Raw genomic sequence first — 24769 nt, forward strand, 5'->3', positions numbered from 1 at the left:
TAATTGATAATGATCACAATAGATGTAAATTTGATATTAGTAAAACTTATCAGTAATGCTAATTTTTCTAAGTTGAAATGTAACCCATAGAATGAATAATTTCGGCCGTGATACCCCAAATGAGTTTTTTTTCAAATGGGATAAAAATCAGTTCATACGTGTGTTTTTTGTTAAATACTTTGTGCTTTGTCGTATTTGTTGGGTTAGGCAGATGGATGAGTGGTGCTTCGAATGTGCTACTAACCTCACCGTAATCGATTGCGGTGGTATAATTTTCATCAATGATAGCAATGACAGGGGTTACTTTATAGCCGGATGTTGTTGGTATTGTGTTAAGTTTTACTAATGGTTTGATCTGCGAGGGTTGGATGCCGATCTCTTCATTTGTTTCACGAATAGCGGTATGAATTAGGGATAAATCAGAGGGTTCAACCTTGCCTCCAGGGAAGCTAATTTGCCCTGGATGGTGACGTAAATGTGACGCTCGTTGGGTTAAAATTAGGTGCAAACCAGAGGGTCTTTGAACGAGAGGAACAAGGACCGCGGCAGGTTTAAAATTGTCATTTTGAAAGCGAGGATGAGCAAGTAATTCCTCGCTGTAAGAATTCGGCTTATTCAACAATAAATGAGAAAGTAAATGTGCATCCATGCGCCAGATCCTTAAATTTAAAATTATAATACAGGCAAAATTTTGCTCAATTTGTGCAAGGTCTCTTGATATTCTAGTTCAACTTGACTGTCCGCAACAATGCCACCACCAGCAGAAGCATATAAAATCTCTTGATATGCAATTAAGGTTCGTATGGTGATGCTAGTATCCATCGTTCCACAACGGCTAATATAACCAATACTGCCACAATATAAGTTACGACGATGTGGTTCTAACTCTTCAATAATTTCCATTGCTCTAATTTTTGGAGCCCCAGTGATTGATCCTCCAGGAAAAGAAGCACTCAATAAATCACTAATAGTATAGTTATCAGCTAACTCACCAGTAATCGTACTGACTAGGTGATGAACGGCAGGAAAGCTTTCAATATCAAATAATTTAGGCACTTTTACCGATCCAGGCTTGGATACTCGGCCAATGTCATTACGCAGTAAATCCACAATCATTAAGTTTTCAGAGCGATCTTTAGCGCTATGACGAAGTATCTCCGCTTCTTTAGCATCTAATTTAGGATCATTTGAGCGAGGGCGAGTTCCTTTAATGGGTTTTGTTTCTATTTTTCGGTCTTTAACTTGTAAAAAACGCTCTGGTGACACTGATAATATGGCAACTTCAGGGGTTCTAATAAAAGCAGAGAAGGGAGCGCCATTTTGAGTCGCTAATTTTTGATACGCTTGCCATTCAGAACCTTGGTATTGAGCATGAAAACGCTGTGCAAGGTTAATTTGATAGCAATCTCCTGATTTCAGATAATCTTGAATCACCGTGAATTTAGTTGCGTATTCATCCTCTGTCATATTTGATTGCCACTTAGAGGACAAATTAAACTCTGCTTTATCTTCTTTTATAGCGACAAATTGCTGTAACCAAGCAAGACGATGACTCCCTTGTGGTTGTATTAAAGTAAGTGTCGACGCTTTATGATCAGCAATTAGAGCCCAGTTATAGATCCCAACAGCCATATCAGCGGTTGGAATATCTTGCTCTGCAATACTAGGAATAGATTCCACTCGGCGGCCCAAGTCATAACTGAAGTAACCTAATGCTCCACCAATAAAAGGGAAGCCTTCTATTGAGTGGCAATGAGGCGTTAAGCGTTCTTGATAATGAGCAAGTAGTTTAAAAGGGCAGGCTTCACTGGTTATAGGTTGTTTACCGACAACGTTAATTCTGGTGACATCATGATGCGTCTGTAATGTTGCGATAGGGTCCGCTACTAAAATGTCATAGCGATTATCAACATGATCTTTTGCTGACGAGTGCAATAGCATTGCCCAAGGTTGGCTTTCAATAGCTGAAAAAAAATCAACCACAGAAGAAGAGTGATAATCAAGTTGGGTGATGAATAAGTTTGCATCTAATTGATTGTTCATTTTGAGTTTTATAACCAGAATGTGATGAGCAACGATAGCCTTGAATGGAGAGCAAGAGTATCATACTGCAAGTTCTAAAAGAAAATAATAGATGGCGAATGCTCACGGCAGCATATAAAAACATACATACTTTAGACGCCATGGAAGCATATATAAGAGGGGTTAATGATGACTGTTGGTAAAGAAACTATCATCCGTAATGAAGATGTGATCAGCTCAGTTGCTGATGCATTGCAATATATTTCTTACTATCATCCACTTGATTTTGTTCAAGCGTTAGAAAAAGCATATCACAGAGAACAAAGCCAAGCTGCGAAAGACGCAATCGCTCAAATTTTGATAAATTCACGTATGTCAGCAGAAGGGCGTCGTCCTATTTGTCAAGATACGGGGATCGTAACCTGTTTTGTTAATATCGGTATGAACGTTCGCTGGGAAGGCGATATGACCGTCCAGCAAATGATCGATGAAGGTACACGACAAGCGTATCTTAATCCGAATAATCCGCTTCGAGCGTCGATCTTGTCTGATCCTGCAGGAAAACGTATCAACACCAAAGACAACACGCCATCGGTTGTGCATATTAATATGGTGCCAGGCGATAAAGTGGAAATTCAAATCGCGGCAAAAGGCGGCGGCTCTGAAAATAAAACTAAAATGGTGATGTTAAATCCATCAGATGATATTGCTGAATGGGTAGAAAAAACCTTACCACTAATGGGTGCAGGTTGGTGTCCACCAGGTATGTTGGGTATAGGTATTGGTGGTACAGCAGAAAAAGCGGCAGTATTAGCGAAAGAATCGTTAATGGGTCACATCGATATTCAAGAATTGATAGATCGTGGACCGGAGAATGCGGAAGAAGAGCTTCGTCTTGATATATTTAACCGCGTAAATAAGCTTGGTATTGGTGCGCAAGGCCTTGGTGGCTTAACGACCGTTGTTGATGTAAAAATTAAATCAGCACCCACTCATGCTGCCTCAAAACCGGTATGCATGATCCCAAACTGTGCAGCGACTCGTCATGTTCATTTTACACTTGATGGTTCAGGTCCTGCGGACTTACAACCACCAAAACTAGAAGAATGGCCAGATATTACGTGGGAAGCTGGTGCAAACACTCGTCGTGTGAATCTAGATACGATCACAAAAGAAGAAGTACAAGAGTGGCGAACGGGTGAAACAGTTCTGCTAACAGGGAAAATCTTAACAGGACGTGATGCCGCGCATAAACGCCTGCAAAGCATGATTGAAAGCGGTGAGGGGTTACCTGAGGGCGTCGACTTCAATGGTAAGTTTATTTACTACGTCGGCCCAGTTGATGCTGTTGATGATGAAGCCGTAGGTCCTGCAGGCCCAACAACGTCTACTCGGATGGATAAATTTACTGATATGATGCTTGATACAGGCTTAATGGGCATGATCGGTAAAGCTGAGCGCGGTCCAGCAACGGTTGCTTCTATTAAAGATAAAAAAGCCGTGTATTTGATGGCTGTAGGCGGTGCTGCCTATTTAGTAGCTAAAGCGATTAAAAAAGCACGTGTCGTTGCCTTTGAAGAATTAGGAATGGAAGCGATTTATGAATTTGATGTTGAAGACATGCCAGTAACGGTAGCCGTTGATTCAACAGGTACTAATGCACATCAAATTGGTCCCGATACTTGGAAAGTAAAAATAGCTGAAATGGAATAATCGAGTTTTAGATTTTTATCAAATGTAAGAAAGCACTCATCAATCGAGTGCTTTTTTTTATACTTGTGATTTTAATGTTAACCATTTAGGCGTAAGTTGAGTTAATATGTTGTTGATATTGTGTGATTTAGATTGTTATTGGAGAGGATATGAGGCAGAAGATTGTTAGCGTAATAATGCTGCTATTAGTTGGTTGTACAACTTCGCAATATGAAGTCCCAGAAAAAAATGCCGATGATTGGTATCAATATGGAGAGCAAAGAGCTAAACATGGCTTTCTAGTCCAAGAGAGAGATGTATTAGAGGAGGTAAACTCAAAAGAGACGATCACAGGGGCGTTTTATAATGCTTATCGTCAAGGTTATTCTTCGGGTATCGTGATCTATTGTTCTCAAGAAGCCTATATTTTAGGACTAAGTGAAGCGCCATATTTTGGTATTTGCGATCAAATAAATCCTGAGTTTCGAACCGAGTATGAAAAAGGAAGAAACCATAAAAAAGAATAAAAAAGAATATTTTTATAACTTATTATATGTATCGACTGGATGAAGATAGAGATATAAGTGATAATTCTTTTATACACAATTGTTTACATAATGAAATATATTGAAAACATAGCAATAGTTTTATTGATAATTACTATTACAAGGAACGGTTTATGTTCAAAAAAACGATGGCAGCGACGCTGTTAAGTTCAGCTCTTCTCATCGGGTGTGATAAGCAAGCACCTGTGATTGCTGAGCCTGAATCGCGTCCAGCCAAGATAATGACTGTCAGTGTTGGCGATCATGAGACATCTCGATTATTTCCAGCTCAAGCAGAGGCTGGAGATAAGGCGGTTCTTGCCTTTAGAGTTCCGGGACAGCTTAACAGTTTAGATGTCCATGCAGGACAATTGGTGACAAAAGGGCAGCTATTGGCAACAATAAATCCTGATGAGTACCGCTTGATACAAAAACAGGCTCAGGCTCAATACCGTTTAATAGATGTTCAATATCAACGAATTAAAAAACTACGTAAAGATAAAGTCGTTTCAGAACAAGATTACGACAGTGCAGTAGCAAATAGAAAAACAGCCAAAGCTACGTTAGATCAGACTAGTGCTAATTTGAGTTATACCCAATTAATCGCGCCTTATGATGGCACCATTTCATTATTACCTTCTGAAAACTTTGAATACGTAACAGCAAAGCAATCTATCATGCATATTCAAACCAATGATATTTTGTATGTAGCTTTTCAACTCCCTGACTATTTATTACAGCGTTTTAGTTTTTCTGAAGTATCCGCTTCCGTGACCTTCGATTCGTTCCCTACTGTTAGCTTTCCTTTAGAATTTGAAGAAATTGATACAGAAGCAGACAGAAAAACCTCAAGTTATACCGTAAAAATGAGCATGCCAAGACCTAAAGACTTAGGCATATTGCCGGGAATGTCAGGTCAAGTGAAAGTGACCATACCAAAAGGTGGCAGTGAGAAGCTTCCGCTTTCAGCGATTGAAAAAGACGGTGATATTACTTATGTATGGCGTGTATCTGAGCAAGGTCTCGTTGAGAAAGTTGCGATTGAATTGAATGATAATCGACAAGTGATCTCGGGGCTTAATGATTCTGAACAAATTGTATCTTCAGGCATTTCTGGATTAGAAGAAGGAATGAAAGTACGTAAATGGGTTAAGGAGAGAGGATTATAATTATGCAGAAATTAATGAAACTATCCTTACTTTCAACTGCGATATTACTGACTGCTTGTAGCCCTGCGCCTATGGATACAGAAATAGAGACTCCTAATGTTGTCGTTAAAGATATTACCTCCGGGTTAGTTAGTGACAGTCTTTATCTTCCTGCTGTGGCGACAGCGGCCGATCGCTCTCATTTAAGCTTTAGACTTTCTGGTGAAGTTAAGGAACTTAATGTTCGTCCCGGTGAGATGGTAAAAAAAGGACAAGTATTAGCAGTACTAGATAAAACGGATTACAACATTGATGTTGATAATGCAAGAGCACGTTATACCGTAGCAAACAGTCAATATAGACGGTCAAAGCCATTAGTGGATAAAGGCTTACTTGCAAAGTCTCAATTTGATGAATTAGCCGCGCAGCGCCAAATCGCATTGGCAGATTTAGAGTTGGCGAAGCTTCGTTTGAGCTTTACTGAATTAAAAGCGCCTATTGATGGAATCATTTCACGAGTTAGTGTTGAGCAATTCGAGACAATTCAAGTTGGTCAGCAGATAGTCAATATACATAATCAAAATGAAGTAGATATTATTGTTCAAGTGCCAGATAAATTATATTCAAAACAACCGAACCAAGGGGTTATTGAGCAAATCAAAGCATCAGTCCGTCTTGATAGTGGAGTGTCTTACGAGGCAAAGGTTAAAGAATATACGACAGAGCCAGATCTAGACTCAGGCGCTTATCTTGTTACCTTAACCATGGCAATGCCAAAAGAACAATTTATTCTAGATGGTATGGCCGTAGAAGTAACCACTGAACAAAGCTCGTTGAATGTAGCCAGTCAATTTGGACTTATTATTCCGATTGAAGCTGTTTTTAATGAAGATGGTGATGAGGTTGATCAAAAAGAGAAATACGTTTGGGTTGTTGGTTCTGACAATAAAGTAAGAAAGCAAAAAGTAGTAACAACCAAAGCAACATCGTTTGGATTACGAGTTGTCGATGGGGTATCAACGGGAGACCGTATTGTTATCGCAGGTGTTTCACGCTTACGTGATGGTCTAGAAGTGAATATCATCAATACGGAGGAGAAATAATGAGTCAAGAAAAAGGAATTGCGGCTTACTTTATACAAAATAAAGTGATCAGCTGGATGTTGACTCTGATCTTTATGATTGGTGGTGCATCGGCTTTCTTTGGCTTGGGGCGATTAGAAGACCCGGCCTTTACCATTAAAGACGCCATGGTGGTAACCAATTACCCAGGAGCAACCCCTGAACAAGTAGAAGAAGAGGTTACTTATCCTTTAGAGAAAGCAATTCAACAATTAAGCTATGTTGATGAAGTAAATTCACTTTCAAGTCGTGGTTTATCGCAAATAACGGTAACCATGAAAAACAATTATGGGCCTGATGATCTTCCACAAATTTGGGATGAACTGCGCCGAAAAGTCAATGACTTGAAACGCCAATTGCCGCCGGGGGTTGGTGAACCTTCCGTTATTGATGACTTTGGTGACGTATATGGCGTACTTTTAGCCGTTACTGGTCAAGGATATTCTTATAAAGAGTTGCTTGATTATGTTGATTATTTACGTCGTGAACTGGAATTAGTTGATGGGGTAAGTAAAGTCTCTGTATCTGGCGTACAGCAAGAGCAAGTCTTTATTGAGGCGTCATTAAAACGAATGACAAGCCTTGGCATTTCGCCTCAAACCTTGTATGGCTTACTATCAAACCAAAATACAGTATCGAGTGCAGGTGCAGTAAAAATAGGATCTGAATACATTCAAATACACCCAACGGGCGAGTTTGAAGATGTGTCACAACTTGGTGATTTAATTATTACCGAAGGTGGCGCACAAGGCCTTATTTATCTAAAAGACATTGCCGAAGTTAAACGTGGCTATGTTGAAGTACCAAGCAATTTAGTTAACTTTAATGGTAACTTTGCGTTGAATATGGGTATTTCTTTTAGTGCGGGCGTTAACGTTGTCGAGATCGGAAAACGGGTTGATCAGCGAATGTTAGAGCTGAAAGAACAACAACCCATTGGTATTGATATTTCAGAAATATACAGCCAACCCAAAGAAGTCGACAAATCAGTAAGTGGTTTTGTGGTCAGTCTTGGTCAAGCCGTTGCTATCGTTATCATCGTTTTACTGTTCTTCATGGGCGTACGCTCAGGTTTATTGATAGGACTTATTCTGCTACTGACAGTGTCTGGCACATTTGTCTTTATGAAATATTTTGCGATTGACTTACAACGTATTTCTTTAGGTGCCTTGGTTATTGCTCTTGGTATGCTCGTGGATAACGCCATTGTGGTGGTCGAAGGCATACTCATTGGCATGCAAAAAGGACGAACTCGCCTGCAAGCTGCCACCGATATTGTCACGCAAACTAAATGGCCATTATTAGGTGCAACCGTTATTGCGGTAACTGCTTTTGCGCCTATTGGCCTATCTGATGATGCGACTGGGGAGTATTGTGGAACCTTGTTTACCGTTCTGCTTATTTCACTGATGCTGAGTTGGTTTACCGCCATTTCTCTTACTCCGTTTTTCGCTTCTTTGTTCTTTAAAGAGACAGTGAAAAATGAAGAGGAAAGTTTAGAAGAAAAAGACCCATACAATGGGATGATCTTTGTCATCTACAAGCGTTTCCTTGAGTTTTGTATGCGCTATTCGTTAGCAACCATGCTTATCTTGGTTGTTGCACTTGGCGGTAGCATGTATGGCTTTACTAAAGTTAAGCAGTCTTTCTTCCCATCATCGACAACCCCAATCTTTATGGTGGATGTATGGATGCCAGAAGGGACGGATATTCGTTCAACTAACGACACATTAAAAGAGTTAGAAGAGTGGATCTTAGAGCAAAATCATATTGAACATGTGACCACAACCGCAGGTAAAGGTCTACAACGATTCATGCTGACTTACGCACCAGAGAAGAGCTATGCCGCTTATGGTGAGATCATAACGCGTGTCGATGATTACTTAGCGTTACCTAATTTGATGGACAAGCTTCGTGAACACATTGAAGCTAACTATCCTCAAATTCAATACAAGTTAAAGCTGATTGAATTAGGGCCAGGTGGCGGTGCAAAAGTGGAAGCACGAATTGTGGGGGCTGATCCTACAATATTACGAGGTTTAGCCGCACAAGTTATTGAGGTAATGCATCAAGATCCAGGTGCAACAAACGTTCGTCATGATTGGCGTGAGCGTACTAAGGTACTTGAACCTCAATTTAACGAAAGTCAGGCACGTCGTTACGGTATTTCAAAAACAGATGTTAATGAACTGCTTGAAATGGCGTTCTCTGGCAAAGCAATTGGTGTGTACCGTGATGGGACAACTTTAATGCCTATCGTTACTCGTTTACCTGAAAATGAACGTGTAGATATTAGCACCATTGAAGGAATGAAGATCTGGAGCCCAGCGCTGTCACAATACATACCATTACAACAAGTGGTATTAGGTTATGACGTAATTTGGGAAGATCCGCTGATTGTGCGTAAAAATCGTAAACGTATGCTAACGGTAATGGCTGATCCTGATATTTTAGGTGAAGAAACGGCGTCAACATTACAGAAACGTTTACAGCCACAAATTGAAGCGATTGATTTCCCGACGGGTTATAGCTTGGAGTGGGGCGGTGAATATGAATCGTCTCGTGATGCTCAAGCGTCATTGTTCCAAACCATGCCAATGGGTTACTTGTTCATGTTCTTAGTGACGGTATTCCTATTTAACAGTGTGAAAGAGTCGGTGATTGTTTGGTTAACGGTGCCATTGGCACTCATTGGTGTAACCAGTGGTCTGCTCTTACTTAATACCCCATTTGGCTTTATGGCACTGCTTGGTTTCTTGAGTTTGAGTGGCATGTTATTGAAAAATGGTATCGTACTTCTTGATCAAATTGAGATAGAAATACACTCAGGAAAAGAACCGTATCATGCGGTCGTTGATGCCGCGTTAAGCCGTGTTCGTCCGGTTTGTATGGCAGCAATTACGACCATTTTAGGTATGATCCCATTGCTGCCAGATACCTTCTTTAAACCAATGGCGGTAACCATTATGTTTGGTCTAGGTTTTGCAACCGTATTGACCTTAATTGTGGTTCCTGTGTTGTATCGCATGTTCCATAAAATTAAAGTCGTCGAATACTAAAATAGACGCATAGAATAAATGTTCAAAAGCCCATATTAGAATATCTAGTATGGGCTTTTTTTGTGATATTCTATCGGTATCAATCTGGATAATACAAATGCAGTCCACATATTAGGAACAGTAAATGAGCCAATTAGATCAACAAACAATGGACAAAATCGTAAATTCTCATGAAGAAGAGCGTTTTACTTACTTTATGAAAGAAGTTGTCGCTAATCGTGAAATTTGGATTTTGACTGATGAACACGGTTGTGTGATGTTGAATACCGAAGAAGAAGATTGCGTTCCTGTATGGCCAAATAAAGAGTTTGCAGAAGCATGGGCAACAGGCGAATGGGACGTATGTAAAGCGGAGTCTATTTCATTAAACAAATGGCACAGTCGCTGGACAACAGGTCTTGAAGATGATGAATTAGCGGTTGTAGTATTCCCAAATCAAAACGAAGAAGGGCAAGTCCTTTTTCCCGACGAATTTGATTTTGAATTAACAAAACAAGAAAGAAAGCGTTAATATTGAATTAATATAAATAAAAATGGCGACCCATTTAGGAGTCGCCATTTTTGTAAGTAAAAACGATATAAACTGAATTAAGCAGATAACATCTCTTGATATCGAGTTAAACCTTGCTCTAAATCTTCAATCAAATCATCGACATCTTCTAGGCCAATATGCACGCGGATCAACGTGCCTTCAAAGTGAGGATGAGCCACTGTTCTTAATGCATTAAAGCTTTTAGGCTCATTCGCTAAGATCAAGCTTTCAAAGCCTCCCCAAGAATAACCCATACTAAAATGACTCATGCCATCAAGCAGTGCGGTTGTCGCCTTGCTATCAGATTGTTTTAGCACAAAAGAAAACAAGCCATTACAGCCTTTAAAATCACGTTGATAAATATCATTGCCCGGGCAGCTTTCAAGCGCAGGGTGACGAACGTGATCAATCAGTGGATGCTCTGCTAACCAATTAGCCACTTTAATACTGCTTGATTCATGCTGTTTTAGACGAACGCCCATAGTGCGTAAACCACGCATTGCTAAATAGGCATCATCAGGTGAGATACATTGGCCCATTAAATAGCTTTGCTCACGCAGTTGGTCCCAATGCTTTTCATTTGCAACCGCTGTTCCAAGCATTACATCAGAGTGACCGACAATGTATTTAGTCGCCGCTTGAATAGAGATATCAACACCATGATCAAACGGTGAGAAATTCACACCCGCAGCCCATGTATTATCAAGCATAACGACAATGTCTGACTCATGCGCGATACGAGCAAGTAGCGGAACGTCTTGAACTTCCATCGTGATAGAACAAGGCGATTCAGTGAATAGCACCGTGGTATTTGGTTTAATTAAATCACGAATGCCTTCACCAATCATTGGATCGTAATAGGTGGTTTCAATCCCCATTTTCTTTAAGATGGTTTCGCAATACTCACGAGTCGGTTCATAACAGCCATCAACCATTAAAATATGATCGCCGGTTTTTACAAAGCATAAAATCGCATTGGCAATCGCAGCCGTACCGCAAGGGTATAACGCACAACCAGTACCGCCTTCTAATTCAACCATCGCATCTTGCAAGGCGAAGTGAGTTTCAGTACCACGACGACCATAAAATAGCGTTTGTTTTGCACGGTTAATCATGGCGTGCGTTTTTTCAGCAACGGTATTAAAAACTACGGTAGAAGCGCGTTGAACGGGAGGGTTTACTACGCCTTTTGTCCATTTTTTGCTACGACCAGCGGTAACGTATTTGGTCTCTAATTTATCTGACATCTGAATCCATTCAATTATAAGTAAATAATATCTCCATAAAGCCAAAGTGAAGGCGAAATATCAAGGATTAAAACGAATTCCTGTCGAATAAATTTTAATTACTGCTAAAATTGCGCTATCTAGATGACATGTTGACTAAAAGAGTTAAATTAAAATGCAACAGAATGAATTTGAAACACTAGTTAAAGAACTATGCCAAAAAGAAAATCTTCCTCAAGTGCTAGAAGCATTAAAAGCATGCGAAGACCAAGACATCGTTGAAGCGGCACAATCGCTAGCGGGTCAATTCCGTCTTGCGGAAGTAGAAGGTGAGCAACGTATTTATCATGTATTTAATGATGAAGACGAAAATGGCGAAGCACAAGAGCTTGCAGAGTGGATCATGAACGAAGGTGATGATGTGATTAAATTCGTTGCTTGGTTCTTCTACGCAATGTTCGACATCAAGCAAAAAGAAACCTACCAAGCCGCAGGTAAAACGTACCAGCAGCCAAAGCGTTCTTAGAGTTAGATCATACTTTTTAGAGCCAATAATTATTTTTATTGGCTTTTTTATCAATTAATTAACCTATTATCCTCTTTTAGCTATTTACCTACCTATAAAGCATGATCAAAGTCTCGTTTTTACTGTAACGTATAGTTACGTATTACAAAAATTGTCTTAGATCAAAAAATTTTTAACACCATCAATGTTACAACATAATCAGTTCTTAAAAATTATATCAATAATATTGGAGTTGGTTATGAGTGCATTTTTTATCCCTAGCGTAAATTTAATGGGTGCTGGTTGTCTTGCTGAGTCAATGGATAGCATCAAATCTCAAGGTTACCAAAAAGCGTTAATCGTAACTGATAATGTATTAGTTGCGATTGGTATGGTTAAGCAAGTTTCTGATTTATTAGCCGAGCGCGGTGTAGAAGTTGCAGTGTTTGATGGAACCCAACCCAATCCAACCATTGGTAATGTAAAAGCAGGCCTTAAAATCCTACAAGAAAATCAGTGTGACTTAGTTATATCTTTAGGTGGAGGCTCTCCGCATGATTGTGCGAAAGGTATCGCTTTAGTTGCTGCTAATGGCGGTGAAATTGGTGACTATGAAGGTGTAGATCAATCGCCTAAACCGCAAATGCCACTTGTTGCTATTAATACAACAGCAGGCACGGCATCTGAAATGACTCGTTTTTGTATCATTACGGATGAAGCTCGTCACATTAAAATGGCTATCGTTGATAAGCACACTACGCCATTGATGTCGGTAAATGACCCAGAGTTAATGCTTGCAAAACCGGCCTCATTAACAGCAGCAACAGGTATGGATGCATTAACACACGCGATTGAAGCGTATGTCTCTATTGCTGCAACACCTGTAACTGATGCGGTAGCGATTAAAGCGATGGAATTAATTCAAGCGCATTTACGAACTGCAGTCGAGGATGGCCAAAACCTAGAAGCGCGTGAACAAATGGCGTATGCACAATTCATGGCGGGTATGGCATTTAACAATGCATCTCTAGGTTATGTTCATGCAATGGCGCATCAATTGGGTGGTTTTTACGACCTTCCACACGGAGTATGTAATGCGATCCTTCTTCCTCATGTACAAAGCTACAACGCGAAAGTATGTCCTGAGCGTCTAAAAGATGTCGCAAAAGCAATGGGCGTAAATGTTGAAGGAATGACAAATGAAGAAGGCGCTCAAGCTGCACTAGAAGCGATTAAGCAATTATCACAAGATGTTGGTATTCCTTCTGGTCTTACTGAGTTAAACGCAAAAGAAGAAGATTTTGATACATTGGCTGAAAATGCACTGAAAGATGCGTGTGGTTTTACTAACCCGAAACAAGCGACACATGAAGAGATTGTAAGTATTTTTAAAGCCGCTATGTAATCGCTTATTTATAAAAGCATTAATTAAGTATGTAAAGGTCTAACATTTGTTAGGCCTTTTTTTTGATTCTTGCATATTTGCTAGGTATGCTTATGATCTTTTTATCTGATTAAATCGTAGAAGATCTGATCTTCTCATTGAAAAAGGCAGTAAATCAGCATGGCAAACGTAAGAGCTCGCATAGAGTTAAAAGTAGGGCAAAAAAGTAATATCCCTGCAGAAATGCTTTCATTTGAAGGCTTAGAGACTGAAAAAGAACATGTCGCTGTTATTTTTAATCATGCAGATAAGAATCAAACATCACCTCTGGTTCGCATGCATTCAGAATGTCTAACTGGGGACGTATTTCACTCATCACGTTGTGATTGCGGTGAGCAGCTAGAAGAAACCATTAATCGTATGTCTGAAAGTGGTGGTATCATTTTATATCTTCGCCAAGAGGGACGTGGTATTGGTTTATATAACAAGTTAGATGCTTATGAGCTTCAAAGCCAAGGAATGAACACCTATGAGGCGAATAACCACTTAGGTTTTGGTGATGACTTACGTGATTTTAAAGAAGCAGCTCAAATGCTTGAAGCGCTAGGACTTTCTAAGATTAAATTAGTCACTAATAATCCGAAGAAAATTGAAGACATTCAAAACTATGGCATCGAACTTGAGGCCGTGGTTAATACGCACGCACATATTAAACAAGGCAATGAGCATTACTTGAAAGCCAAGGCAGCCCATGGGCATAACCTTGATTTAGATAAATAACCCATTATCTAGCAAATTACCTGCAAAATTATAATGAAAAGCCTCATCACTTGATGGGGCTTTTTTTATCGCTGCAAACAAATTTGTTAATCTAAATGATAAATATTTGCATTCCTATTTGGTTTGGGTATATTACGCAAATAAAAATTATTATCATTAATGAATTCTTACAGATTTCAATTAATGGTTTACATAGTCTATTCATTTGCTCAACAAGGACGATTTATGAACCACGTCAAATTTGCTCGAAATATCATTACCGCATCACTTTTTGTATTACCCACTTTTTCTTATGCAGCCATAGAAGCGAATGTGGTAGAGCATTATGCTGATATTGCACACGCGGTATACAGTGATTCACTAACGACAGCTCAGCAACTTGATCAAGCCATTCACACTTTTTTGAATAACCCATCTGAGAAAGGCTTACAAACGGTTAAAACAGCATGGAAAGCCGCGCGAGTTCCTTACCAACAATCAGAAGTGTTTCGTTTCGGTAATGCCGTTGTAGATGATTGGGAAGGGCAATTAAACGCATGGCCATTAGATGAAGGCTTAATTGATTATGTGGCTGATGATTACCAATATGAATTAGGTAATGATGGTGCTAAAGCAAATATCGTTGCTTCTACCTCAATCAAAATTGGTGCAGAAACACTGGATGTGAAAAGCATTGAAGCGGATAAATTGGCTGATCTTAATGAGCTTGGTGGTTCAGAGGCAAACGTAGCGACAGGTTATCATGCGATTGAGTTTCTTTTATGGGGCCAAGATCTAAACGGTACAAATGCAGGAGCAGGTGAACGTCCATATACCGATTATGTTATTGGCTCAGCATGTACTAATGGAAACTGTGAGCGTCGTGCTGAGTATTTAAAATCAGCGTCTGAGTTGTTAATTAAAGATTTATCTTGGATGGAAAAGCAGTGGAAAGAAGGTGAGAAAAACTACCGCGCTGAGCTGTTATCAGAGTCATCAACACAAGGCCTACGAAAAATGTTATTTGGTATGGGGTCGTTATCGCTAGGTGAACTGGCTGGTGAGCGTATGAAAGTAGCATTAGAAGCTAACTCTACCGAAGATGAGCACGACTGTTTCTCTGATAACACGCACAACTCTCATTATTATAATGAGCAAGGTATCTATAACGTTTACACAGGTACTTATACGCGTGCTGATGGCTCTCTATTATCTGGTCCAAGTATTCATGATCTTGTTGCTAAAACAGATAAAAAAGCAGCCAAAGAAATTAAACAACAATTTGATGCAACGCGCACTCAAGTTGGGACGTTAGTGTCAGCGGCTGAAAAAGATAACCAACATTTCGATCAGTTGATTGCATCAGATAATGCAGCGGGCAATGCATTGGTAAATAAATCAATCATGTCACTAGTATTGCAAACAGCATCCATTGAGCGCGCAGCAAATGTGATTGGTATTTCAAGCTTAAACCCTGATACCGCGGATCACGAATTTTAATTCTAAGAAAAAGCAGTAGTACTATTATACCAACCTAAAAAATAGGTATTAGCTCGACCACTTCTCTCGATGTAGTGGTTGAGCTCTTTTGTTTTTTAATGATGATCAGGATGTTCGATATCATGAAACCCGCAATGCTTGGAGCAATCGCTTTACTTTCAACTCTTTCTTTCTCTGCTTCTTCAAATAACACTTCTATGGATATCGCATCTGGTGGTAAAACGAGTGTGAAGAAGGAGGGCCAAAACGCATTTTCTTTACCCGCAGCGAATCTACCTATGAGTAAGCGGTTAGATTTTAGTGTCGGTAACAGTTTTTTTCGTAACCCTTGGGTACAAGCTCCAGCGTCTACTGATGCGAGAGATGGTCTAGGACCTCTATTTAATACCAATGGTTGTCAGGGTTGTCATATTAAAGATGGCCGAGGTCATGTACCAAGAGAAGGTGATACAAATTCTGTCTCTATGTTGGTGCGATTAAGTATTCCGGCATTAACCCCTGAGCAAAAAAGGCGTGTCATTTTAGAGGGGGTGATCCCTGAGCCTATTTATGGTGGTCAGTTGCAAGATTTTGCTTTACCTGGAATTGAACCAGAAGGGCAAATTAACATCACTTATACTGCGCATTCTATCACTTTGGCTGATGGTTATGTTGTCACATTACGTAAACCTAATTTATCAATCATAGAATTAGCGTATGGAGATATGGCAGATAATGTATTGATGTCTGCACGCATTGCGCCGCCAATGATTGGTTTAGGGTTATTAGAATCGATCCCTGAATCAACGATTTTAGGTTTTGCTGAGCAACAGAAACAAGAGAACAAAGGGATTTCAGGTAAAGCTAATCAAGTATGGGATGCTAAGGCTCAAGAGTTAGCATTAGGGCGCTTTGGCTGGAAAGCTGGACAACCAACATTAATGCAGCAGAATGCCGCGGCGTTTAATGGTGATTTAGGCTTAACCAGTAATATGTTCCCTAAAGATGATTGTACTCAAGCGCAAACTATTTGTGAAAAACTGCCTCATGGCGGAACTCCAGAAGTGAGTGACAAGATCTTAAATTTTGTTGAATTCTATTCACAACATTTAGCCGTGCCTATTCGTCGAAATATTCAAGATCCCCAAGTCATTAAAGGTCAGCAATTATTTAAAGATATCGGCTGTGAAAGTTGTCATAAAACGAATATCAAGACGGCAAAAATTGAAGGCAGACCAGCGTTATCTAATCAGTTAATTCATCCTTATACGGATATGTTGCTTCATGATATGGGAGAGGGGCTTGCTGATAATAGACCCGAGTTTTTAGCTAATGGTCAAGAGTGGCGAACACCACCGCTATGGGGGCTTGGTTACACACAAGAAGTGAATGGTCATACTGAGATGCTACATGATGGTAGAGCTCGAAATGCACTAGAAGCAATATTGTGGCACGGCGGTGAAGCGCAGCAAGCCCGTGATAAAGTCGTTCAATTATCGACACAAGATCGTCATGCGTTATTAGCATTTTTAGATTCGTTATAAGGTGTAAGTAATGAAAAGTATCTATCTATTGTTAAGCAGCACGGTGTTACTGACTGCCTGCCAAAGTACTAATGAGGCTAATCAAGTTCCTAACGCCACTAATATGATTGAGCATGTTTATTATATTGAACAACAATCAGCCCAACGTTTAGTTGGATCTAGCCAACGATTGGCTGAGAGTTTTGAAGGGTATTGTACGAATCAAACTGCAAAAGAAACGGTGGTTATGCAGTGGCAACAGACCATGCAATCGTGGATGGCGCTGCAAGGACAAGAGAGAGGGCCAGAAGCTGCACTGAGTTTAAATTGGAATATTCAGTTTTGGCCTGATAAGAAAAACACCACTGGGCGTAAAATGTCTCAACTGTTGAAAAAAGATCAAAGGTGGAATAGTGAGTTGATCCAACAACAGAGTGTGACGACCCAAGGTTTAGGTGCGGTGGAGTGGCTATTATTTGATCCTGAATCGACGTTACCAGCAGAAGAGTCCTGTCAATTAGGTCAAGCTATTACTGAAAATTTAGCGCTTAATACGAAAAAAATGGCTCAAGCATGGCAGATAAATCCATGGTCACAGTTAGATGAAACCATGTGGTTAAATGAATACATTGCATTGCTTGCCAATCAACTTGATTACAGTATGAAAAAACTCAGTCGACCGTTAGCAAACATAGGACAACCTCGACCTTATTTTTCTGAATCGTGGCGCTCAGAAACGTCTCTAATTTGGCTTAAATATAATGTCATGGCTATGCGTGATCTGTATTTGGCAAATGGGGTTGGGCTTGACCATTATTTACAACAGCAAGGTCATTCAGACTTAGCTGAAAGAATAGAAGACCATTTTAACTCTACGCTAGAGACATGGCCTGAATCGTCGTCACTATTTGCGGAGTTACAGACCAAATCTGGTTATCAAAATACCTTGGCTTTGTACAATAAATTAGAATATTTGAAATATCTGATCCATGAAGAAGTGGCTATCGAATTGGACATTGTTATAGGGTTTAATGCAACCGATGGCGATTAATAATCAAAGACGAAAACTATTGAAAGGCAGTTTTGGGGCGGTCGCATTATCACCTTGGCTAACAGCGTGCTCGTCGGTCTCGAATTTCGATAAAAAAGCGGCTTTAATCTCTTGCTCCCGAACGGCCAATGGTCGTTTTGGCGCAGTGGTGGCTGACAGTGAAGGTTATCCAATCCATTCTATTCCTTTACCAGAAAGAGGGCATGGTGTTGCGATTACGCCTAATGGTGAGTTGGCGGTTGCCTTTGCGCGTCGTCCGGGTAATTACATGCAACTGTTTAATATAAAAACTGGTGTGAGCTATTCCATTACACCCTCAATGCCTACTCGATACTTTTATGGCCATGGGGTGTTCTCTTCAGATGGCTTAACACTTTATACGACTGAGGGAGAGAAAGAGACTAGCCAAGGAGTCATTGGTGTTTATCAATTGCAAGGAACTCAATTAATAAAAATAAAAGAGTTCTCAGGGTTTGGTATTGGCCCACATGAGGTGATTCGTGTTGATGACACAACTTTAGCGATTGGGGTTGGAGGGGTTCATACTAAAGGCAGAGTACCTGTTAATTTAGGCACCATGAAACCTGCATTAGTTTACTTATCTACAGAAACGGGAGAAGTATTCGAATCGGTTAGTTTGTCTGATCATAAATTGAGTATTCGTCATTTATCGTTAACCCATGATGGACGAGTATTATGTGGACAGCAATATCGTGGGGAGCCAGAAGATGGCGCGCCACTGGTCGCCGTACATCGACGCGGTGGTCCCTTGATACCATTAAACGCAGAGCCTGAAGAATGGCTGCGTTTTAATCATTATATTGCCAGTATTGCTGTTCTTGGGGATCACGTTGTAGCAACGTCACCGAGAGGTAACTGTTATGGGGTCTGGAACCTAAAGACCAACCAATTAGTTGAGATCACGTATTTATCCGATGCCTCTGGAGTGGTGGCTAATAATCATTATCATGGTTTGCCACAATGGCATATTAGCTCAGGTACTGGTAGGGTGATTCATAGAACAGAAAACGGTGAGGTGACAAGTCTGCAAACCAATGTTATGTGGGACAACCATTGGAGTCAGATCCCATTTGCTCATATTCGTGTTTGATCCCTAAGAAACATCAGAATTCCCCTTAAATAATAGCCGTGGTATTCTTAGCGTAATTATTTTAGGAAGAGAAAACCATGAGTTTACAATATCAAATTATTCCAGTGACTTCTTACGAGCAAAACTGTTCAATTGTATGGTGTGACGAAACCATGAAAGGGGTTGTTATTGATCCAGGTGGTGATGCCGAACTATTAAAGCAAGCCATTGATACGTTGAATGTTGACGTTGTCAATTTGGTATTAACTCATGGTCATTTGGATCATGTAGGTGGTACTCAAGAATTAGCGACCATCACTAATGCTCCTATTACTGGTCCACAAAAAGAAGATGAATTCTGGTTACAGGCGCTTCCGAATCAAAGCCAAAGGTTTGGTTTTCCACACACTGACGCATTTGAACCGACGACATGGTTGAATGAAGGTGATGTTATTGAATTTGGTAATCAAGCATTAAATGTATTACATACACCAGGTCATACACCAGGACATGTCGTGTTATTTAATCAAGAAGCTAAAATGGCATTTGTTGGTGATGTTTTGTTTAAAGGCGCTATTGGTCGCTCAGATTTCCCACGAGGTGATTACGAAACACTGATTGCTTCAATTAAAACAAAACTGTGGCCATTAGGTAATGATATGAAATTTGTTCCGGGTCACGGTCCTGAATCAACATTTGGCTATGAACGCAAAACCAACCCATTTGTCGCGGATAAAATGCCACTTTGGTAAGAAAATTGGTAAAAGTGCGGTACTTTTCGCCATACAGTGTCATCCTCTCTATAAATATTGCGCGTTTTTTGGTATAAAACGCGCTTCGCCAATTCCAATACAACTATTTGAGTTTCACTTTAGGAATTGACATCTTTTTTCCGCTACCATTTTTGAGCACTTATCGTTTTAAAATAGAGATAGCGCAACGGAGTTTAAGTTTCATGAAAATTGCTCACAAACGCAAAGTACAGTCTAAGCTGCATAAACGCATTAAAGCAACCGCACCAAAAACTGAAGTGAAAAAAGCAGCTAAGCCTGCAAAAGTAGCTAAATCAGTTGAGAAGAAAGTGGAAGCAGTAGTTGCAGCAGCCCCTAAAGCAGTGGCAGTAGCGACAGATATCGCTCTAACGCCAAAGCAACAGACTGTATTTGATATTGTTTGCCAGAACCCTGAAGGTATCAATTCAAAAGATATTGGCCTTGCAGCAGGTCAAGAAGAAGCAAAAGCGGCAGCATGGGCAACAGGTGGTTTGAAAAAGCTAGTTGAAGAAAACCTAGTTGTACGTGAACAACTTGCTGGTAATAAAGTAAGCTATAAAGCAGCGTAATCAATACGTTAGTTTAGCTTATTTTAAGACACAAAAAGGCCGAGGTATTCTCGGTTTTTTTGTGTCTTAAATTCGGCCATAAAAAAAGGACACCGTGTGGTGTCCTTTTTTATTGTTTATTCAGCTTATTATTAAAGTAACTACTTATTATTGGAATAGGTATTAGAACTTCAATTTAACTTCAAGACCAACAAATTGGTCTGTATATGGCATACCAGCATCATAAGCGAATTGTGCAGCATCACCATTACTAAACCAAGCGTTGTAAGCGAGCTTAACTTCAGTGTCGCCACCCCATGCATCCGTTACCCAGTAATGAATATGCCCAACAGGGTTTAAGAAGAACAAACTCACGCTACCTAGTGTATCTGATCCCATGACCTCGCCACCATTATCAGTAATACGTAATTCTTGTTGTAACATCAATTCACCAACCACAGCACCGAAGAAAGGAGTTACGAATAGATCTTGAATAGAAGGCACTTCTGCAAAGGCTTCTACACCATATTCCCAGAAGAAAGTAGACATCGTTGTTGAGTATAGGAAAGATTCGAATTCATTGAATCCAGCATGACGAGCAGCAGTATAGTAAACACCACCAAAATATGGGTGCATAATGTAGTTTAAGAAATGTTCATCTTTATCCCAAACTGGACCTGCACTCACGTTATCTTTCCATTTATTACCAAGACCTTTAAGACTTGAGTCTTCAGAATCCCATTTTGTAATGCTTTCTGGTAAAAATGTCATTAATCCTACTGTCGCAACACTTAACCCAAGGATGGTGTAAGATTGCTCCATAAGGTAATCCCAATCACGCTCGTTAGAGACACGTAAATAATGCGGTAACTGGGTGCTTTCTGCATAAGTATCGGCTTCGGCAACTTTTGATGGTGTACCACCATCTAATCGCATTGGCGAAATAGTAAAAGAATCATTTGAACAGTAGCTAGAGTAAATGCTTGTTGAACAGTCGTGTTGGTAATCCATCTCATAGGCGCTATTGATATCTAGAGCATAGGCTTGCGTTGAAGCGGCACACCCTAAAAGCAAACTGACTATTGCTTGTTTTTTCACGGAAAGTCCTTAATTAAATCAAATACTGAGCTAGATCACAATTATCTACTATTAATTAAAAAATGCAAAACATAAAAGTAAAAAAGGCCTATTTACTCTTCATCTTCATGAGTAAATAGGCCTTAAATACAGGTGCTTATAGTATATGTGTTTAGTTCATTTATTATGATGTGTTACCAGCTATAAAGAACTGAACAATTGACTGCCTATAATTATTAATCCAAAGCTTAAAACAATAACTAAAGCAGGGATACCACCAATAACGGTGTATTCAGGCTCTTTATGTGTTCTTCGCGCTGAAACAACGAGAGCAACCGGTAAGAATAGAGCTAATATCACCAGGGCTATTGCTGCGTAACCTAATGCGGTAATAAAGCCTTGTGGGTAAAATAAAGCAAACATCAATGGTGGTGTGTAAGTTAATAAAGCCGTCACAATGGATGATCTTTGCCATTGCTTTGATGAATCACGCAGAAATTCAAATAAGCCTAAACTAACGCCAATAAAAGAAGTTAGCAGTGCTAAATCGGCAAACAGTGATAAGGCCATCTGTATAAATTGATGGTCAATAGATTGCTGGATGGTGGTAATAAATTGGTTTAGGCCATTAATTTGTTCAAATTCAGATTGAGATAATTGACCTAAAGTAATACCTTGCCAAAATAAGTAGATAACTAAAGGAAGTGAAGAACCAACCAGTAAACTGACTTTTATCTTCTTTATGTCTAATTCAAGGTAATTAACAATGGCCGGAATACTGCCATGAAAACCAAAAGAGGTGAAAATCACAGGAAGAGCAGTAATAAATACGCCTTGATGCACAGGAAGTGACATTAAGTATTCACCAGTAATGTTTGGCGTTAAGAAAAACAGAATAGCCACTAGCATGATTAATTTTAAAATGAATAACCCTCGGTTAATCACATCAACCGTTTTTGTTCCTAATGTAATAATTATAGCTACGATTACGGTGAACAAAATAGTAGAGATTGTTTTTGATAGTTCGAAAGGAGCAATTAGGTTGATTTTTTCATGAAATTGCTCACTTCCGCCGGCGATGTAAGCGGCACATAATGCATAAAAAAGAAATAACATTGAAAAAGTAGCAATTCGTTGTCCATTCTTCCCTAAAAATTGAAATGCAAGACTGTGCAGTGTTGCGCTACGGTGTCCATACTGGTGAACCTCTAGCATTAATAAGCTCGTGTAGCTCATTATCGCCCAAATACCGACCATTAATAGACTTGCTGTAAAGAAACCTAGACTTGCAGAAACAAGAGGTAGGGCTAACATACCCGCGCCAATAGTGGTTCCTGCGATAATTAGAGCGCTTCCTAGTACTTTTGTCTTCATTTATATCACTTCTTATGCTGAATCAATTAAAACTGAGTCTTATTCCTATGATAAGAATGTACCCGCAATTGAAATTTAACTCAATACATTTGTACAATTTAAAATACACTTGTTGTAATTAATTATTTACAGCAAGGCTAGGAGGGAAGATTATCTATAATTAAAACAAGATAGGTTTTTTAAATTGATTAATGTGATAAATTAGGTGCAATTATAGAAATATCAAAGAGGAAAAGTGCATGTTGCAAGTAGCAATGATTAGCACAGGTGAAGAGGTCTTACATGGTGATATTGTCGATACTAATGCAGCATGGTTATCTCAACAATTTTATCAACATGGTTTTAAGTTATCTAACCGTTCAACTGTTGGTGACAACATTGATGTATTAGTTGCTGAAATACAGCATCAAATTAAGAATGCATCCGTTGTTATTGTAAATGGTGGATTGGGTCCTACGTCGGATGATATTTCTAGTGAAGCAGCAGCAAGGGTATTAAATACGCCATTAGTGATGTCCCAATATTGGTTAGACAGAATGCAAGCTCAGTACCTTAACCAAGGTAAAGAGATGCCACGAAGTAATATTAAGCAAGCAATGCTGCCTGAAGGGGCGCAATTGATTGATAACCCAGTAGGGACTGCTTGTGGTTTTTTTATTGAGGTTAACAAATCAATAGTGATATTCACACCAGGTGTACCGTCTGAGTTTAAAGTGATGGTAGAGCACCAAATTTTGCCTAGAATGAAGCAATGGCATCCTATGGTTGAAGCATCTGAATGCAGTCGCTTGTTTACTTTTGGTTTATCAGAATCAGGTATTCAGGACACATTACAGCAGGTTCGTTTACCTCATGGCTTTGAAATTGGTTATCGCTCATCTCTTCCTTTTATCGAAGTAAAATTATTTGGCCCTGCAAATCATGATGCTCGCTTTCCTATTTTAGAAAGAATTTATCATTTGCTTGGTGATAATGTGGTTAGCGTTGATGAATCAATGCTACCAAATGTAGGGGCATTGTTGAGTGAGTTTTCGTTAAATATTACCGTAGCAGAGCAAGCAACAGGTGGTTGGCTAACGAATTGGTTACAAGAAGATGAACAGATAAGAATGAATATGAAGCAAGGTTGGATCCTCTCTTCTCTGGTCGATCAGCAAATGGCAGGACAAGATCCTCTTGCGGCTGCGCTGGCTTTGGCTGCGGCAACTCGTGAGAGAACTAAAACCGCGATTGGTTTATCTTCAGGCCCAGTGATTCAAGGTAAAGTTGCTGTCGCATTATCGACACCTTACGGCGAGTGGGGGCAGTTGGTTAGTTTAAAGCGTAATTACAGTTATAATGAAATGCGTTCTATTTTATCAACATTAATGCTGGATATGTTACGTCGTTGTTTAGAGAAGAAGCCGATGTTTGGTCAGTATCAATCGATCAATCGAGAGTCTGAGATTTATGTTCCGCAGAGTGCTTTACAATAAATAAAATATTTTAGTCAATAAAAGAGAAGCGATCCCATCCCATCAGGGATCGCTTTAAGCCTTTTTAGCGGCAAGCTGGAAGTTCACTCCCTCAAGAACTAGGTCTGTCTTTGCTTTGCATACACAAGGTAAAATTTCGTTTGGCGCTAAAAAGGCCAGCGGAAATGACTGATAAGTCACTTCTCCTGAGACTAGCGTACAACGGCAAGTACCACAGTCACCATTGCGACAATGAGACTCAACTTGCATTCCTTGATCTTCCATGACCTCTAGTAGAGATCTATTTTTTTGATTGTTTAATGTCACAATACTATTGATGTGTATCTTTGTCATATAGCTAACCAAGGATTGCTTAGATAAAATGTAGGCGAAAGAATACCACAACC

Annotated in this window: 22 protein-coding genes; 16 read left to right on the forward strand and 6 right to left on the reverse strand. The window is 39.7% G+C overall.

What is annotated here, in order from left to right; translation table 11 throughout:
* Nucleotides 1-67 precede the first annotated feature (67 nt).
* Together PVK62_RS03665 and pabB are read right to left on the reverse strand one after the other, a co-directional pair.
* On the reverse strand, nucleotides 68-649 hold the full coding sequence (locus tag PVK62_RS03665) for a CoA pyrophosphatase (protein WP_274444567.1): 582 nt from the start codon (nucleotides 647-649) through the stop codon (nucleotides 68-70).
* Between the two features lie 23 nt (nucleotides 650-672).
* Nucleotides 673-2043: an aminodeoxychorismate synthase component I gene (gene pabB, locus PVK62_RS03670; RefSeq protein WP_274444565.1), complete on the reverse strand. Its 1371-nt coding sequence runs from the start codon at nucleotides 2041-2043 to the stop codon at nucleotides 673-675.
* Between the two features lie 165 nt (nucleotides 2044-2208).
* Between pabB and PVK62_RS03675 the strand changes: the two genes are divergently transcribed.
* The 6 genes from PVK62_RS03675 (at nucleotide 2209) to PVK62_RS03700 (ending at nucleotide 10098) form a co-directional block, all read left to right on the forward strand.
* A complete protein-coding gene (locus tag PVK62_RS03675) occupies nucleotides 2209-3735 on the forward strand; it encodes a fumarate hydratase (protein ID WP_274444563.1) in 1527 nt (508 codons plus the stop codon).
* Nucleotides 3736-3884: 149 nt separating this feature from the next.
* Entirely contained in the window at nucleotides 3885-4241 is a 357-nt protein-coding gene (locus PVK62_RS03680; protein WP_274444561.1) for a DUF2799 domain-containing protein, read from the forward strand.
* Nucleotides 4242-4393: 152 nt separating this feature from the next.
* A complete protein-coding gene (locus tag PVK62_RS03685; protein ID WP_274444560.1) occupies nucleotides 4394-5428 on the forward strand; it encodes an efflux RND transporter periplasmic adaptor subunit in 1035 nt (344 codons plus the stop codon).
* A gap of 2 nt (nucleotides 5429-5430) precedes the next feature.
* A complete protein-coding gene (locus PVK62_RS03690) occupies nucleotides 5431-6510 on the forward strand; it encodes an efflux RND transporter periplasmic adaptor subunit (RefSeq protein ID WP_274444559.1) in 1080 nt (359 codons plus the stop codon).
* Nucleotides 6510-9587 carry an efflux RND transporter permease subunit gene (locus PVK62_RS03695; protein WP_274444558.1) on the forward strand — a complete coding sequence of 1026 codons (3078 nt, stop codon included), beginning with the start codon at nucleotides 6510-6512 and terminating at the stop codon, nucleotides 9585-9587. Before PVK62_RS03690 ends, PVK62_RS03695 begins: the two co-directional genes overlap by 1 nt.
* 148 nt (nucleotides 9588-9735) lie before the next feature.
* Complete coding sequence (locus PVK62_RS03700; RefSeq protein ID WP_371413442.1) at nucleotides 9736-10098, forward strand: DUF2750 domain-containing protein; 363 nt, start codon at nucleotides 9736-9738, stop codon at nucleotides 10096-10098.
* A 77-nt stretch (nucleotides 10099-10175) separates the two neighbouring features.
* Here PVK62_RS03700 and PVK62_RS03705 read toward each other — a convergent pair whose 3' ends face one another.
* The gene (locus tag PVK62_RS03705; protein WP_274444557.1) at nucleotides 10176-11366 is read right to left on the reverse strand and encodes a cystathionine beta-lyase; all 1191 of its coding nucleotides are present in this window, start codon (nucleotides 11364-11366) and stop codon (nucleotides 10176-10178) included.
* A gap of 154 nt (nucleotides 11367-11520) precedes the next feature.
* On the opposite strand from PVK62_RS03705, the gene PVK62_RS03710 reads away from it, so the two are divergent.
* The 9 genes from PVK62_RS03710 (at nucleotide 11521) to PVK62_RS03750 (ending at nucleotide 20478) form a co-directional block, all read left to right on the forward strand.
* A complete protein-coding gene (locus PVK62_RS03710) occupies nucleotides 11521-11871 on the forward strand; it encodes a hypothetical protein (RefSeq protein WP_274444556.1) in 351 nt (116 codons plus the stop codon).
* 238 nt (nucleotides 11872-12109) lie between these two features.
* On the forward strand, nucleotides 12110-13255 hold the full coding sequence (gene yiaY / locus PVK62_RS03715; RefSeq protein ID WP_274444555.1) for an L-threonine dehydrogenase: 1146 nt from the start codon (nucleotides 12110-12112) through the stop codon (nucleotides 13253-13255).
* 159 nt (nucleotides 13256-13414) lie between these two features.
* Nucleotides 13415-14014, forward strand: a complete 600-nt coding sequence (locus PVK62_RS03720) for a GTP cyclohydrolase II (protein ID WP_274444906.1) — start codon at nucleotides 13415-13417, stop codon at nucleotides 14012-14014.
* 225 nt (nucleotides 14015-14239) lie between these two features.
* Complete coding sequence (locus PVK62_RS03725; protein ID WP_274444908.1) at nucleotides 14240-15493, forward strand: imelysin family protein; 1254 nt, start codon at nucleotides 14240-14242, stop codon at nucleotides 15491-15493.
* Between the two features lie 122 nt (nucleotides 15494-15615).
* On the forward strand, nucleotides 15616-17016 hold the full coding sequence (locus PVK62_RS03730) for a di-heme oxidoreductase family protein (protein WP_274444909.1): 1401 nt from the start codon (nucleotides 15616-15618) through the stop codon (nucleotides 17014-17016).
* A 10-nt stretch (nucleotides 17017-17026) separates the two neighbouring features.
* Nucleotides 17027-18046 (forward strand): imelysin family protein, encoded by a 1020-nt coding sequence (locus PVK62_RS03735; protein WP_274444910.1) that lies wholly within the window; start codon nucleotides 17027-17029, stop codon nucleotides 18044-18046.
* Complete coding sequence (locus PVK62_RS03740; RefSeq protein WP_274444912.1) at nucleotides 18036-19157, forward strand: DUF1513 domain-containing protein; 1122 nt, start codon at nucleotides 18036-18038, stop codon at nucleotides 19155-19157. Before PVK62_RS03735 ends, PVK62_RS03740 begins: the two co-directional genes overlap by 11 nt.
* Before the next feature lie 77 nt (nucleotides 19158-19234).
* Nucleotides 19235-19888, forward strand: a complete 654-nt coding sequence (locus PVK62_RS03745) for an MBL fold metallo-hydrolase (protein WP_274444913.1) — start codon at nucleotides 19235-19237, stop codon at nucleotides 19886-19888.
* A 203-nt stretch (nucleotides 19889-20091) separates the two neighbouring features.
* A complete protein-coding gene (locus PVK62_RS03750; RefSeq protein ID WP_274444914.1) occupies nucleotides 20092-20478 on the forward strand; it encodes a hypothetical protein in 387 nt (128 codons plus the stop codon).
* A gap of 162 nt (nucleotides 20479-20640) precedes the next feature.
* On the opposite strand, the gene PVK62_RS03755 is transcribed toward PVK62_RS03750, so the two are convergent.
* Together PVK62_RS03755 and PVK62_RS03760 are read right to left on the reverse strand one after the other, a co-directional pair.
* Nucleotides 20641-21555: a DUF3943 domain-containing protein gene (locus PVK62_RS03755; protein WP_274444916.1), complete on the reverse strand. Its 915-nt coding sequence runs from the start codon at nucleotides 21553-21555 to the stop codon at nucleotides 20641-20643.
* A 180-nt stretch (nucleotides 21556-21735) separates the two neighbouring features.
* Nucleotides 21736-22908 carry an aromatic amino acid transport family protein gene (locus PVK62_RS03760; protein WP_274444917.1) on the reverse strand — a complete coding sequence of 391 codons (1173 nt, stop codon included), beginning with the start codon at nucleotides 22906-22908 and terminating at the stop codon, nucleotides 21736-21738.
* Between the two features lie 239 nt (nucleotides 22909-23147).
* Here PVK62_RS03760 and PVK62_RS03765 point away from each other — a divergent pair, with 239 nt between their 5' ends.
* A complete protein-coding gene (locus PVK62_RS03765; protein ID WP_274444919.1) occupies nucleotides 23148-24383 on the forward strand; it encodes a CinA family nicotinamide mononucleotide deamidase-related protein in 1236 nt (411 codons plus the stop codon).
* Between the two features lie 54 nt (nucleotides 24384-24437).
* Here the strand turns inward: PVK62_RS03765 and yfaE are convergent, their stop codons facing one another.
* Nucleotides 24438-24716 carry a class I ribonucleotide reductase maintenance protein YfaE gene (yfaE, locus tag PVK62_RS03770; protein WP_274444920.1) on the reverse strand — a complete coding sequence of 93 codons (279 nt, stop codon included), beginning with the start codon at nucleotides 24714-24716 and terminating at the stop codon, nucleotides 24438-24440.
* Nucleotides 24717-24769: the final 53 nt, after the last annotated feature.

Origin of the sequence: Aliivibrio sp. S3MY1 (assembly GCF_028765575.1) — a bacterium.
Taxonomy (GTDB): domain Bacteria; phylum Pseudomonadota; class Gammaproteobacteria; order Enterobacterales; family Vibrionaceae; genus Aliivibrio.